At 66.7% G+C, this 14,090-nt stretch carries 12 protein-coding genes; 10 read left to right on the top strand and 2 right to left on the bottom strand.

Annotated features, from left to right (window positions below; all coding sequences use genetic code 11):
- The first annotated feature begins 13 nt into the window (after positions 1-13).
- From IE302_RS16755 to IE302_RS16725, 7 genes are all read left to right on the top strand, one after another.
- Positions 14-967 carry a Ppx/GppA phosphatase family protein gene (locus tag IE302_RS16755; RefSeq protein WP_191255412.1) on the top strand — a complete coding sequence of 318 codons (954 nt, stop codon included), beginning with the start codon at positions 14-16 and terminating at the stop codon, positions 965-967.
- Between the two features lie 257 nt (positions 968-1,224).
- Positions 1,225-2,844 (top strand): peptide ABC transporter substrate-binding protein, encoded by a 1,620-nt coding sequence (locus IE302_RS16750; RefSeq protein WP_191255411.1) that lies wholly within the window; start codon positions 1,225-1,227, stop codon positions 2,842-2,844.
- An 87-nt stretch (positions 2,845-2,931) separates the two neighbouring features.
- The gene (locus IE302_RS16745) at positions 2,932-3,858 is read left to right on the top strand and encodes an ABC transporter permease (RefSeq protein WP_191255410.1); all 927 of its coding nucleotides are present in this window, start codon (positions 2,932-2,934) and stop codon (positions 3,856-3,858) included.
- Positions 3,851-4,804, top strand: coding sequence for an ABC transporter permease (locus IE302_RS16740; protein ID WP_191255409.1), 954 nt, complete (start codon positions 3,851-3,853; stop codon positions 4,802-4,804). Before IE302_RS16745 ends, IE302_RS16740 begins: the two co-directional genes overlap by 8 nt.
- 6 nt (positions 4,805-4,810) lie before the next feature.
- Positions 4,811-5,803 (top strand): ABC transporter ATP-binding protein, encoded by a 993-nt coding sequence (locus IE302_RS16735; protein ID WP_191255408.1) that lies wholly within the window; start codon positions 4,811-4,813, stop codon positions 5,801-5,803.
- On the top strand, positions 5,796-6,794 hold the full coding sequence (locus tag IE302_RS16730; protein ID WP_191255407.1) for an ABC transporter ATP-binding protein: 999 nt from the start codon (positions 5,796-5,798) through the stop codon (positions 6,792-6,794). The genes IE302_RS16735 and IE302_RS16730 overlap by 8 nt, the downstream gene beginning before the upstream one ends.
- A 75-nt stretch (positions 6,795-6,869) precedes the next feature.
- Complete coding sequence (locus IE302_RS16725) at positions 6,870-8,588, top strand: S8 family serine peptidase (protein ID WP_191255406.1); 1,719 nt, start codon at positions 6,870-6,872, stop codon at positions 8,586-8,588.
- A gap of 86 nt (positions 8,589-8,674) precedes the next feature.
- On the opposite strand, the gene IE302_RS16720 is transcribed toward IE302_RS16725, so the two are convergent.
- Positions 8,675-9,643, bottom strand: a complete 969-nt coding sequence (locus tag IE302_RS16720; protein ID WP_191255405.1) for a hypothetical protein — start codon at positions 9,641-9,643, stop codon at positions 8,675-8,677.
- Between the two features lie 126 nt (positions 9,644-9,769).
- On the bottom strand, positions 9,770-11,266 hold the full coding sequence (locus IE302_RS16715; RefSeq protein ID WP_191255404.1) for a S10 family peptidase: 1,497 nt from the start codon (positions 11,264-11,266) through the stop codon (positions 9,770-9,772).
- 28 nt (positions 11,267-11,294) lie between these two features.
- On the opposite strand from IE302_RS16715, the gene nfi reads away from it, so the two are divergent.
- The 3 genes from nfi to IE302_RS16700 all read left to right on the top strand — a co-directional run bounded on the left by nfi (position 11,295) and on the right by IE302_RS16700 (position 14,077).
- Positions 11,295-11,975: a deoxyribonuclease V gene (gene nfi / locus IE302_RS16710; RefSeq protein ID WP_191255403.1), complete on the top strand. Its 681-nt coding sequence runs from the start codon at positions 11,295-11,297 to the stop codon at positions 11,973-11,975.
- A complete protein-coding gene (locus IE302_RS16705) occupies positions 11,972-12,664 on the top strand; it encodes a uracil-DNA glycosylase (RefSeq protein ID WP_191255402.1) in 693 nt (230 codons plus the stop codon). The genes nfi and IE302_RS16705 overlap by 4 nt, the downstream gene beginning before the upstream one ends.
- 84 nt (positions 12,665-12,748) lie before the next feature.
- A complete protein-coding gene (locus IE302_RS16700; protein WP_005155795.1) occupies positions 12,749-14,077 on the top strand; it encodes an NAD(P)/FAD-dependent oxidoreductase in 1,329 nt (442 codons plus the stop codon).
- Positions 14,078-14,090: the final 13 nt, after the last annotated feature.

Here is a 14,090-nt window from a genome sequence, read left to right as displayed (position 1 = left end):
TAATGTCCGGGGCATGCCTCGTGTTGCCGCGATCGACTGTGGGACCAACTCCATCCGCCTGCTCGTCGCCGAGCTGACGCCCCGTCACGACGGGACGGTCGACCTGCGCGACCTGCACCGCGAGATGCGGATCGTCCGCCTCGGACAGGGCGTGGACGCCACCGGCAAGCTGGCCCCCGAGGCGCTCGAGCGCACCCGCAAGGCGCTGGCCGACTACACGATCGCCGCACGCCGCAAAGGCGTGGAGAAGGTCCGCATGGTCGCGACGTCGGCGACCCGCGACGCGAGCAACCGTGACGAGTTCTTCGCGATGACCCGCGAGGTGCTCGGTACCGAGGCCGAAGTCATCAGCGGCGACGAAGAGGCGCGGCTGTCCTTCACCGGCGCCGTCGGCGAGCAGGATCCCGACGACGGTCCCTTCGTGGTGGTCGACGTCGGCGGCGGCTCGACCGAACTCGTGGTCGGGACCTGGGACGGCCGCCAGGCCGAGGTGATCGCGGCCAAATCGGTCGACATCGGCTGCGTGCGGATCACCGAACGCGCGCTGAAGTCCGACCCGCCGACCGCGGCCGAGATCGCCGAAGCCCGCGAGCTGGCCGCCAAGGTGCTCACCGAAGCCTTCGACGTGGTGGACGTGTCCACCGCGAAGACGTGGATCGGTGTCGCCGGGACGGTCACGACCCTGACCGCGGTCTCACAGGGACTCTCGGAGTACGACTCCGAGCGGACTCACCTTTCGAAGCTCTCCCACGCCGACATCGACCGCGTCGCGCAGTCGCTTCTCACGGCCGACCACGCGACCCGCGCCGCGAACCCGGTGATCCACCCCGGGCGGGTCGACGTGATCGGCGGCGGCTCGGTGATCGTGCAGGTATTGGCCGAGCAGTTCGCCACGCGCGGTGGTCCCGACGAGCTGGTGATCTCCGAGCACGACATCCTCGACGGGATCGCGTTGTCACTGGCCTGAGAACCGAGTTTTCTCTTGCGTGAAGCCATTTCTTTCGGTGATCAAGTGGTGACCTCCAGTCCGGATTAGACCATTCGGCGCAGCCTGGTTCCTACCAAGGTTGTGCTCTGACCGGGTGGTCCCGGATACCGTCACCCATTTGCAACACCAACGCACTGTGATCGCCTTCACCTGTCCCATAGCGTCGTCTCACCTTCTGGGCGGTAGGGCGCGACCAGCGCCCGCCGGACTATCCGACGACGAGAGTTGGAGGGGACATGCGGGCTTCACGCGGGTTCTGGGGAGCGACGGCGGTGGTGGCCACGGCGGCCCTGCTGCTGACGGCCTGTGGAGGTGGTGGGTCCAAGGACGAAAAGGGATCCGGCGCCACCGACGCCAACGCGGCGGTCTCGGTCTACGGCACCGAGCCGGAGAACTCGCTGATTCCCGCCAACACCAACGAACTCGGTGGGTCCAAGGCGCTCAAGCCCGTCTTCTCGGCGCTGGTCGGCTACAAATCCGACACCGCCGAACCGTACAACCTGATGGCCGAATCGATCACCACGGCCGATTCGAAGGTCTTCGACATCAAGATCAAAAAGGGCTGGAAGTTCCACGACGGGACCGAGGTCAAGGCCAAGAACTTCGTCGACGCGTGGAACTACAGCGCGAACGGCAAGAACGGCATGCAGAACGCGTCGTTCTTCGAGCAGATCCAGGGCTACGACGAGATCAGCGCCAAGGAACCCGCCGTCAAGGAGATGTCCGGGCTCAAGGTCGTCAACGACTACGAGTTCCAGGTCACCCTCAAGGGCCCGTTCTCGGTGTTCGCCACCAAGATCGGCTACCTGGCCTTCGCGCCGTTGCCGGACAAGTTCTTCGCCGACCCGGACGCGTTCGCCAAGGCCCCGATCGGAAACGGACCGCTGAAGTTCGTTTCGCGCACGCCGAACCAGAACATGAAGCTCACGCGCTTCGACGAGTACCAGGGCGAGGACAAGGTCAAGTTCAAGGACCTGGAAGTCCGCATCTACACCAGCCAGGAGACCGCGTACCAGGATCTGCTGAGCAACCGCCTCGACTTCATGGAGGCGCTCCCGCCGGCGGCGAAGGCGGGCGGGAAGTACAAGACCGACCTCGGTGAGCGTCTGGTCGAAGGGAAACTGCTCGGCATCAGCGCGCTCGCGATCCCGTACTACGTCCCGGGCTACAACAACCTGGACCTGCGCAAGGCGATCTCGCTGGCCATCGACCGCGAGCAGATCGTCAAGACCGTCATGAACGACACCTACGCGCCCGCCGACGGCTACGTGTCGCGCGGTATCGAGGGCTACCGGCCCGGTGTCTGCGGCGAGTTCTGCAAGTTCGATCCGGCCAAGGCCAAGGAGCTCTTCGCGAAGTCCGGCTTCACCGGCAAGCTGACCATCGCTTCGAACGCCGACGGTGGCCGTAAGGAACCGCTGGTCGCGGCGTGCAACAGCATCAAGAACGCGCTCGGCGTCGAATGCGACTTCGTCCCGGCGACCGACTTCGGGCAATGGCGCAGCATCGTCAACAACCGCCAGCTGACCGGCATGGGCCGCTCCGACTGGTCCGCCGACTACCCGTCGATCGAGAACTACCTGAACCCGCGCTACAAGAGCACCGGTTCGTCGAACGACTCCACGTACAACAACCCGGCCGTCGACGCGCTGCTGACCCAGGCGGACCAGACCGCCGACAAGGCGGCCGCGATCAAGCTGTACCAGCAGGCCGAGGACCTGATCGCGAAGGATCTGCCGCAGATCCCCGTGTGGGAAGAGAAGGGTGTCGGCGGCAAGTCGAACCGGCTCAAGGTCGCGAAGCTCGACTTCGGTCGTCTCGCGGACTACTCGTCCATCGAGGTCGCGGCGAAGTAATCGCGTGGTCGCACCGGCCGGGAGCGCTCCGTTCCCGGCCGGTGCGGACCCACGGCTCCCACCACGCGATCCCAGGACGGCACGCCCATGCCCCAGTACATCCTTCGACGCCTACTCCAACTCATCCCGGTCTTCTTCGGCACCACGTTCCTCATCTACGCCCTCGTGTGGGCGGTGCCCGGTGACCCGTTCGCCGGCAAATGCGGTCAGGTCGCCTGCCCGCCCGCCTACATCGAGATGATGACCGACAAGTTCAACCTCGACGATTCGATCTTCGTCCAGTACTTCAAGTACCTCGGCAACCTGTTTACCGGCGACTGGGGCGAGACCTTCAACGGTGTCTCGGTCGGCGAGCTGATCGGGAACGCCTATCCGGTGACCGTCCGGCTCGCGCTCATCGCGGTGGCCATCGAAGCGATCATCGGCCTGTCCGCGGGCATCCTGACCGGCCTGCGCGGCAAGGGTTTCCTCGACAACCTCGTCCTGATGTCCACCACGTTCCTGATCTCGATCCCGGTGTTCGTCACCGCGATCGTGCTCCAGATCGTCCTCGGTTCGGAACTGGGCATCATCGACGCGAGCGTGTCCGAGGACGCCACGGTCGGCGAACTGATCGTGCCCGGAATCGCGCTCGGCAGCCTGTCCATGGCCTATATCGCCCGGTTGACCAGAACGAGCATCGCCGAGAACCGGCACGCCGACTACGTCCGCACGGCGGTCGCGAAAGGCCAGCCGCGCAGCCGGGTCGTCGGGGTGCACCTGCTCCGGAACTCGGTGATCCCGGTGCTGACCTTCATCGGCACCGACATCGGCGCGCTCATGGGCGGGGCCATCGTCACCGAAGGCGTGTTCAACATCAACGGCATCGGCGGGCTCATCTTCCGCGGTATCCAGAACCGGGAGGGCGCCACCGTCACCGGCGTCGTCGTCCTGCTGGTGGTGGTCTACCTGCTGGTGAGTCTCATCGTCGACCTGCTCTACGCCGTTCTCGACCCGAGGATCCGTTATGACTGACCCCAATGTGGCCGGTGGCGTGTCCTCTGTGGACGTCGCGAGCGCCGGTGTCGCCGACGATTCCGCGACGGCGCACAAACCGCGCAGCCTCGGCGGCGACGCCTGGCGGATGCTGCGCAAGCGGCCGTCGTTCATCATCTCCGCCGTCATCATCGCGCTCGTCGTGCTCATCGCGATCGCGCCCGACCTGTTCAGTTCCCGGCCCGCCGGGTACAGCGATCTGCTCCACGCCAACGAAGGACCGTCCGCGGACGCCTGGTTCGGTTACGACAACCAGGGTTACGACGTCTACGCGCGGACCATCCACGGCGCGCGGGCGTCACTGCTGGTCGGTGTGTTCGCGACGGTGCTGACGATCCTGATCGGCTCGGTGGTCGGGATCGTCGCCGGGTATTACGGCCGCCTCGTCGACAGCCTGTTCTCGCGGGTGGGCGACATCTTCGCGGCGCTGCCGTTCGTGCTCGGCGCGATCGTCATCCTGACCACGTTCAACGCCCCCGGCTCGAACCCCGGCGCGGTCACGATCATCGTGCAGGTGGTCGTGTCGATCGCGGCGCTGAGCTGGCCGGTGGCGATGCGCATCATGCGGTCGGCGACGCTGGTGGCCAAACAACTCGACTACGTCAAGGCCGCGCGCGGGCTCGGCGCGAGCACGCCGCGCATCGTGTTCCGGCACCTGCTGCCCAACACCGTCGCGCCGGTGCTGGTCTACGGGACCATCGCGCTCGGTGCGTTCATCGGCGCGGAGGCGACACTGGCGTACCTCGGCGTCGGCGTGCGGCCACCGGTCGTCTCGTGGGGTGTGATGATCAGCGACGCGCGGGACTACTTCCGGGTGAACCCGCACATGCTGCTGTTCCCCGCCGGCTTCGTCACCATCACCGTGCTCGCGTTCGTCATGCTCGGTGACGGGATCCGCGACGCGCTCGACCCGAAGGCCCGGTGATCGGCTGTGTCCGACGAATTGCTGCTAGAGGTGGAAGACCTCCACGTCGAATTCCGCACGTCCGACGGCGTCGCGACCGTGCTCAACGGGGTCGACTACTCCGTGCACGCCGGGGAAACCCTCGCCGTGCTGGGAGAATCGGGTTCGGGCAAGAGCGTCACCGCGCAGACGGTGATGGGCATCCTCGACAGCCCGCCCGCCGTCGTCACCGGCGGCGCCGTCCGCTACCGCGGCGAGGATCTGCTCACCGCCACCGAAGAACGGCGCCGTGAGGTGCGGGGCGGGGAGATCGCGATGATCTTCCAGGACGCGCTTTCCGCGCTGAATCCCGTCTTCACCGTGGGATTCCAGATCGAAGAGCAGTTGCGGGTCCGCCTCGGGATGTCCAAAAAGGACGCCCGCAAACGGGCGATCGAACTGCTCGACATCGTGCGCATCCCCGCCGCCGCCCGCCGGGTCCGCGAGTACCCGCACCAGTTCTCGGGCGGGATGCGGCAGCGCGCGATGATCGCCATGTCGCTCGCGCTCGACCCCGATCTGCTGATCGCGGACGAGCCGACGACCGCGCTCGACGTCACCGTGCAAGCCCAGATCATGGACCTGCTGGCGGAGATCCAGGCCGAACGGCGGATGGGGCTGATCCTGATCACCCACGACCTGGCGGTGGTCGCCGAGGTCGCCGACCGGATCGCCGTGATGTACGCGGGCCGGATCGTCGAACAGGCCGACGTCACCGAGTTGTTCCGCTCGCCGGGGCATCCCTACACCGAGGCGCTGATGGCCTCGCTGCCGCGGCTCGACCTCAAAGGGCAGACGCTGGAGACCATCAAGGGCCTGCCACCGAGCCTGCTGAACGTCCCGCCCGGCTGCCCGTTCCATCCGCGCTGTCCGCGGGCGGAGAGCCGGTGCGAGTCCGAACGGCCCGCCCTGCACACGCTCGGTTTCGGCCGGGTCAGCGCCTGCCACTTCGCCGACGAGGTGGTGAGTGGCCGTGTCTGAGCCCATCCTGCGGGTCGAGAACCTGGTGAAGTACTTCCCCGTGCGAGCGGGGATCCTCTTCAAGCGCACGATCGGTCACGTGAAGGCCGTCGACGGCGTTTCCTTCGATCTCATGCCGGGGGAAACACTCGGTGTGGTGGGGGAATCCGGCTGCGGCAAGTCCACGCTGGCCCAGGTGCTGATGCGCCTGGAGGAACCCACGGGCGGGCTCGCGACCTTCGAAGGCCGCGACATCTTCGCCCTGCGGGGAGCCGAACTCAGGAAGCTGCGGCGCGAGATCCAGATCGTGCTGCAGGATCCGTACACCTCGCTGAACCCGAGGATGACGGTCGGCGACATCATCGGCGAACCGTTCGAGATCCACACCGAGGTGGCGCCGAAGGGATCGCGGGCGGCGAAGGTGCGGGAGCTGCTCGACGTCGTCGGGCTGAATCCCGAGCACATCAACCGCTATCCGCACCAGTTCTCCGGCGGGCAGCGGCAGCGCATCGGGATCGCGCGGGCGCTGGCGTTGCGGCCGAAGGTCATCATCTGCGACGAACCGGTTTCCGCGCTGGACGTTTCGATCCAGGCGCAGGTGATGAACCTGCTCGGTGAACTGCAGAAGGAATTCGGCCTTTCCTACGTTTTCATCGCACACGACCTGTCCGTTGTCCGTCACCTTTCCACGCGAGTCGCGGTGATGTATCTCGGCAAGATCGTGGAAATGGGGACGGAAGAGGAGATCTACGAACACCCGTCGCATCCGTACACGCAGGCGCTGCTGTCCGCGGTGCCGGTCGCGGATCCGGCGTTGCGCGGGCAGCGGCAGGTGATCCGCCTGGAAGGCGACGTGCCCAGCCCGCTGGATCCGCCGTCGGGCTGCCGGTTCCGCACGCGGTGCTGGAAGGCGCAGGACATTTGCGCGGATCAGGAGCCCGAATTGATCACCCGGTCCGGTGGGCATTTGTCCGCCTGTCATTTCGCGGAGGAGAAAACCGTCGTCCCCTGACTTTCGTAGGGACTTCGTTGATTAGCGGAGAACGCTGACGTAGTTTGCGTGAATCGTTTCTTCAGGAGGCAGGAAGTGAAAAAGCCCAGATCTCTCGTCATCGCACTGGCGGTACCGCTGTTCGGCGCGATCGCCGCTGCTCCGGTGGCATCAGCGCAACCCGCGCTTTCCGGGACCGCGACCGAATTCTCCGTCCTGGCGCGTGAAGGCCAAAGCGTCGCGTCGGTGGAAAGGGCGATCCGCGCCGCCGGGGGCACCGTCGTGACCAGCAACGCCGCTGTCGGCCTGATCACCGCGACCGCGCCCGCCAACGGCTTCGCCGAACGCGTGTCCGCCGACCGCTCGGTTTTCGGTGCGGCCAAAGCGAAGCCGATCGGCACCGCGCCGAAGGACGGAAAGGCGAAGGTCAAGCCGAACGTCGTCGAGAAGGAGAGCCGCGGCGCGGCGCCTGCCAAGAAGCCGGCGCAGGCGCAATCTGTCGGCATGGACCCGCTCGACGATCAGCTCTGGGGTCTCAAGTCGGTCCGCTCGGACCTCTCGCGCACCAAGCAGCCCGGCGACAAGCGGGTGAAGGTCGGCATCATCGACACCGGCGTCGACGCGAGCCACCCGGACATCGCGCCGAACTTCGACCGCGCGGCGTCGCGGAACTTCACGAAGGACATCGTCTCCGACGTCAACGGCGCCGTCGTCGACGGTCCGTGTGAATACCGCGGCTGTGTCGACCCGGTGGACCACGACGACAACGGGCACGGCACGCACGTCGCCGGCACCATCGGCGCCGCCGCGAACGGTTTCGGTGTCTCGGGCGTCGCGCCGAACGTGACGCTGGTGAACATCCGTGCCGGGCAGGACTCGGGTTTCTTCTTCCTGCAGTCGACCGTGGACGCGATCACCTACGCCGGTGACGCCGGTATCGACGTCGTCAACATGAGCTTCTTCACGGACCCGTGGCTGTACAACTGCGCCGCGAACCCCGCGGACACCCCGGAGCAGCAGGCGGAGCAGCGCACCATCATCGAGGCGACGACCCGCGCGCTGAACTACGCGCACCGCAAGGGCGTCACGCAGGTCGTCTCGCTGGGCAACCAGCACAGCGACCTCGCCGCCCCGCAGCCGGACGCGTCGAGCCCGGGCTACCCGTCGAACAGCGCGCACCCGCGGCAGATCGACAACAGCTGCCTCTCGCTGCCCATCGAAGGCCCGCACACGATCGGTGTCTCGTCCTTCGGTCCTTCGCAGGCGAAGGCGGACTACTCGAACTACGGCGTCGAGCAGATCTCGGTCTCCGCTCCCGGCGGCTACTTCCGTGACTACTTCGGCACCCCGTGGTACCGCACGGTCGAGAACCAGATCCTCTCGACGTACCCGCGGAACGTCGGCGTCGCGGAAGGCACCATCGACGCGGCCGGGAACATCACGCCCGCCGGTGTCACCGCCGGTGTCCAGAAGGCGACCGCCGCCGATGGCCGCGTCGGCTACTACCAGTGGCTGCAGGGGACGTCGATGGCGTCGCCGCACGCGACCGGTGTCGCCGCGCTCATCGTTTCGCAGTACGGCAAGGGGTCGCGCGACTTCGGGATGAACCCGGACGCCGTGCAGCGAGTGCTCGAAGGCACGGCGTCGGACATCGCCTGCCCGACGCCGCGGACCGTCGACTACCTGAAGGAAGGCCGGGACGCGTCGTTCACCGCGACCTGCACCGGTGACGCTTCCTTCAACGGCTTCTACGGCCATGGGGCCGTTGACGCCTGGTCGGCCGTCACGCGGGGTGCTCAGTACCTGCGAGGCTGATCCCTCGGTCCCTCAAGTGCTATGAACGGTCCGTTCCTTGCAAAATTTGCAATGAACGGACCGTTCATAGCGTTACGGGCCGGTCGTCATGCAGCCTCATCGGAGCGGACTACAGACACAGCCGGTCTCGGGCGACTTGCTGCGGCCGTGGCCGCGGCGCGGAGTTCGGCGATGACCTTCTCTGGTTCCTCGCGAATCCGGGACGGCAACGTCTGCACGACGACGATCCCTGCGGCCGCGTATCGGTTGTTGCGGTGGAGGGTCTTCCTGTATGCCTCCCTGCCGAAGTGGAAGGCATACGAATCGATTTCCCACGCCAAGGCGAGTTCGTCGCACCATGAGTCGGGCTTGCCGACGTAGTTGCCGAAAGCGTCGAGGATCGTGACATTCTGCTCGGCTGGAGGCAGCTGCGCCCTCTTCCAGATCGCCAGTGCTTCGGCCTCGGGTACAGACTTGACTTCGGCCGCGAGCTCTCGAAGTACGGCACGGGGGAGTGCGGTTCCCCGTCTGCTGCCCGACTCGAGTTCGGCGCTCAGTTCACCGACCGAGCACAGGCCCGCCTCGACGGTTTCGATCAGCAAGGATCGCACTGGGTCGAGGTCGCGTATGCGTCTCACTCCGTCCAGGACCGCCCGAGCCGGAGCGGCAAGCGGGACCCCTTCGATCACTCGCCGTTCCGGCATGACGATCGTTCTCTCGATGATCGCGAACTTGACGCTTCGCACTTTGCGCTGTTCGGGAATGAGAACGTGGACGGTTCCGTGGGGGCCGGCCTGCCGCAGGCCGTACCTTCGTGCGGCCTCGAAGCCGGTGACGACCCCCAGGTCGTCGATGAGTAGCAGTGCGGCTTCGATCCTTTGCCTGGCCGTGGGTTGTTCCTTCGAAAGAAGGACGATGCCCGGCAGTAGGTGTGTCCACCTTCCGCCGGGCTGGCATCTTCGATACGACGTGCTTTGCGTGACCCCAAGTTTCTCCAGGGTCGCTACGCGGATGACGCCGTGCCGACTGTGTTGACGTAAGTGGGAGTCCGTAAGCGGAGCTCTAGATAGGTACATGCCGACATGGTGCTCGGCGGGTCCGACAGAACTCGGCGCCCGAATGCCATGAACGGTCCGTTCCTTGCAAAATTTGCAAGGAACGGACCGTTCATAGCGTTCTTGGCAGGACGTGAACGGGGCGGGCTACTTCCCGGAGGCGGCCTTGATGAACTTCGCCAGGTCCTTCGCCTGCCGCACCCGCGACTCCTCGTGCACGTACATCATGTGCCCCGCCGGGTAGTACGCCGTGTCGATGTTCTCCCGCAGCTCCTCGGGAATCTGCAGACGCGCCAACACGTGCTCCGAAGCGAAGTACGGCGTCGCGCCATCGTAGTGACCGAAGGCGACATGCACCCGAAGGTGCGGGTTCGCCCGCATGGCCGAGGCCAGCGAGTCCACAGAGGACACCGAGCGACCCTCGAAGTCGGAGTACGACCAGGCTTTGAAGACGTCCGTCGAGAGGATCTCGTACGGCAGGTCGTTCTCGTAGCCGAGTTCGTCGCGCACGTAGTGGTTCAGCCCGCCCGTGTAGGCGCCGATGATCCGCGAGATCGACGGGTCGTCGCTCATGTGCTCGCGGCCGCCGTCGGGTTCCCAGGTGGTGAACCGGCCGTCCATCCGGCCGACGACGAGGCCCTTGTCCCGCAACAGCTCGGTGAAGTACCGGACATGCTCGATCCGAAGGTTGACACGATCCACATAGGACTCACTCAGCCCGGTAAGGGAAGCGAGGGTCGCCACCGCTTCAGCGCGATCCTGTGTGGACAGACGGGCGCCGCGTGCGAGGGCCCAGGGGAGTTCCTTGGCGGCGAAGTCCTCGGCGTCGGCGAGGACATCGTCGAGCGGACGGTCGCCGTGCAAACCGTGGTAGTGCGCGATCGCCGCGTACGTCGGCACGTACAGCGAGTACGGCAGGTCGTTGCCCTCGGTGAACCGCAGCGTGCCCAGGTCCAGCACCGACGAGATCAGCAGGAGCCCGTTCAGGTACATCCCGTGGCGTTCCTGCAGATGCGACGCCAGCCCGGCCGCGCGGAGCGTGCCGTACGACTCGCCCGCGAGGAACTTCGGCGAGAGCCAGCGCTTTTCCCGTGACACCCACAGCCGGATGACCTCGCCGATGGACTCGATGTCGGCGGTGAACCCGTGGTAGTCCTTGGCCTTCTCGCCGTCCACGGCACGTGAGTAGCCGGTCGACACCGGGTCGATGAACACCAGGTCGCTGTGCGCCAGCAGGGTTTCCTGGTTGTCGGTCAGCCCGTAGGGCGGCGCGACCGGGTCGTCGACATCGCCGGACAGCACGCGGCGCGGCCCGAGCAGGCCCATGTGCAGCCAGACGCTCGCCGAGCCGGGGCCGCCGTTGAACGCGAAGGTGACCGGGCGCGTGCCGGGTTCCGCGTCGTCGAGCGTGTAGGCGGTCACGAACACCTCGGCCTTGGCCTTGTGGCCTTCGGACTTCCCGTCGGTGACGACCTCCTTCCGCAGCACGATCCGCCCGGTCCGGGCGGTATAGGCGAGCTTGCGCCGCTTGAGCGTCAGCGTGTGCTTCGTGGCGACCAGGTCGTCGGTCGGCTCGACCTTGGTTTCCACCGACGGGGTGTCCTTCTCGTCGGCGGCCTTCTCATCGGGATTGGTGTCCGGCATGCCCCCAACTTACTGGCAGTCTGTACGGGTGGACATCGTCACGGCGCATGATCGCCCGAACACGCCACGCCAGGCGATCGAGATCCAGGAAGCCCTGCGTGGCCTGGTCGATCGCGAGGATCGCGGTCCACAAGAGATCGTCACGGTCACCGGCCTGGACGTCGCTTACGACGAGGACAGTGGCCTCATCGCCGCCGCCGCTGTCACGCTCGAAACCACCGGATTCCGCGTCGTGGAAAAGCGCTCCGTCGTTTCCGAGGTCTCGTTCCCGTACGAACCGGGCCTGTTCGCCTTCCGTGAGCTGCCCCCGCTGCTCGACGCCCTCCGCGCGCTCGAACACGTCCCGGACCTCCTGGTCTGCGACGGGCATGGGCTGGCTCATCCGCGTCGCTTCGGGCTGGCCTGCCACGTCGGCGTCGTGACCGGTCTGCCGTCCATCGGAGTCGGCAAGACCCGGTTCATCGGCGAGCACGACGAGCCCGGCGCGGAACGCGGGTCACAGGCGCCCCTGCTGGACGACGGCGAGGTCGTCGGCGCCGTCCTGCGTACCCAGGACGGCGTGAAACCCGTTTACGTCTCCGTCGGCCACAAGATCTCGCTGGACAACGCGTGCCGTCAGGTGCTGCGGCTGTGTCCCTCGTTCCGTCAGCCGGAGACGACCCGGCACGCCGACCGCCTCGCCCGTGACGCGTTGAAGGAGGCGCTGTGAGGTTCAATTCCCTCGCCGAACTCGACGCCGAGGTCGTCGGCTGCCGTGCCTGCCCGCGGCTGGTCGCGTGGCGCGAGGAGATCGCCGTGGTCAAACGCGCGGCCTTCGCCGGCGAGACCTACTGGGCCCGGCCGGTGCCCGGATTCGGCCCGCCGGACGCGTCGCTGGCCATCGTCGGCTTGGCCCCTTCGGCGCATGGCGCGAACCGGACCGGGCGCATGTTCACCGGTGACCCGTCCGGTGACGTCTTGTTCAAGGCGCTTCACCGGGTCGGTGTCGCTTCGCAGCCGACGTCGACCCGAATGGGCGACGGCCTCGAACTGCGGGGCACGCGGATGGTCGCCCCGGTGAGATGCGCGCCACCCGCCAACAAGCCCACACCTGAGGAACGGGATACCTGCCGATCCTGGCTCGCGGCCGAGCTCGGATTGCTGAAGCCGACGCTGAAGGCCGTCGTGGTGCTCGGCGCCTTCGGCTGGCAGGCGCTGCTGCCGGTGCTCGCCGAGGCCGGCTGGCCGGTGCCCGCGCCACGCCCGAAATTCGGCCACGGTGCCGAAGTGGAACTCGGCGACCTGCGCCTTTTCGGCTGCTACCACGTGTCGCAGCGCAATGTCCAGACCGGCAGGCTGACGCTTGACATGGTGTGCGATGTCCTGGCCTCCGCGACCTCGGTGGCCGGGCTGAACTGAATCGGTGCGGAAACCGTGGCGACGCTGGTCACAGCGGGATGGGGTACACGAGCGATCTCAGCTGATGGGTGCGACTATAGAAATATGGCTGGTGTTAAGTCGGAACCGACACGGATCCTCGTCCTCGGTGGTGGGTACGTCGGGCTCTACACGGCGTACGGGCTCCAAAAGATGCTCCGGGCCAACGAAGCGTCCGTGACGGTCGTTGATCCGCAGCCGCACATGACCTATGCCCCCTTCCTGCCCGAGGCGGCGGCCGGTGCGATCGAACCGCGGCACGTGGTCGTGCCGCTGAGGCGCGTGCTCAAGCGCTGCCACGTGCTCACCGCGCGCGTGACGAAGATCGAGCACGAGCGCAAGGCCGTGACGGTCGAGGCCGCCGACGGGCACGTCGAGCAGCTGAACTACGACGTCCTCGTGGTCGCCCTCGGCGCCGTGGCGCGCATCCTGCCGATCCCGGGCCTGGTCGAGGAAGGCATCGCCTTCAAGACCATCGGCGAGGCGATCTACCTGCGTAACCACGTCATGACGAAGCTGGACGAGGCCGCCAGCACGCTCGACCCCGAGCAGCGCAAGCGCCTGCTGACGTTCACTGTCGTCGGCGGTGGGTTCGCCGGTATCGAGGCGCTCGCCGAGCTCGAGGACATGACCCGCTTCGCGGTGGAGAACTACTACCCGAACCTCAAGGTCGAGGACATCCGCTGGGTGCTCGTCGAGGCGGCCGGGCGGATCCTTCCCGAGGTGCGCGAGACGCTCGGTGTGTACACCGTCGAGCAGCTCGAAAAGCGCGGCATCGAAGTCTATTTGTCGACAGCGGCGAAGTCGTTCGAGAACGGTCACGTCGTGCTCTCGGACGGCACCGAGTTCGACACCGACACGATCATCTGGACCGCCGGTGTGAAGGCGAACCCGGTGCTCGCCAGCTCGGACCTGCCGCTGGACAAGCGCGGCCGTGTCGAGGCCACCGCCGCGATGCAGGTCGTCGGGCACCCCGACGTCTGGACCGCCGGTGACAACGCCGCCGTGCCGGACCTCTCGCGCACCGAGCAGGACCCGACCGCGACCTGCCCGCCGAACGCGCAGCACGCCGTTCGCCAGGCGCGCCTGCTGTCGAAGAACATCATCAAGGTGATCCGCGGCGGCAAGCCGAAGGACTACTACCACAAGAACCTGGGTGCGGTGGCCAGCCTCGGCCTGCACAAGGGTGTCGCCGACGCGCTGAACCTGAAGATCAAGGGCTTCCCGGCCTGGCTCTTCCACCGCGCGTACCACCTCAAGGCGATGCCGACGTGGAACCGCAAGATCCGCATCCTGTTCGACTGGATGCTCGGCGGCCTGTTCCGGCGCGAGGTCATCTCGCTCGGCCAGATCAACAACCCGCGCGAGGAGTTCGACAGGCTCTCGAAGTCCTGATTCGCAGAACGCC

The sequence above is a fragment of the Amycolatopsis oliviviridis genome (genome assembly GCF_014654365.1).
Taxonomy (GTDB): Bacteria; Actinomycetota; Actinomycetes; order Mycobacteriales; family Pseudonocardiaceae; genus Amycolatopsis; species Amycolatopsis oliviviridis.
Note: the sequence above shows the minus strand (reverse complement) of the source record. Positions and strands in the feature narration are given on the sequence as shown.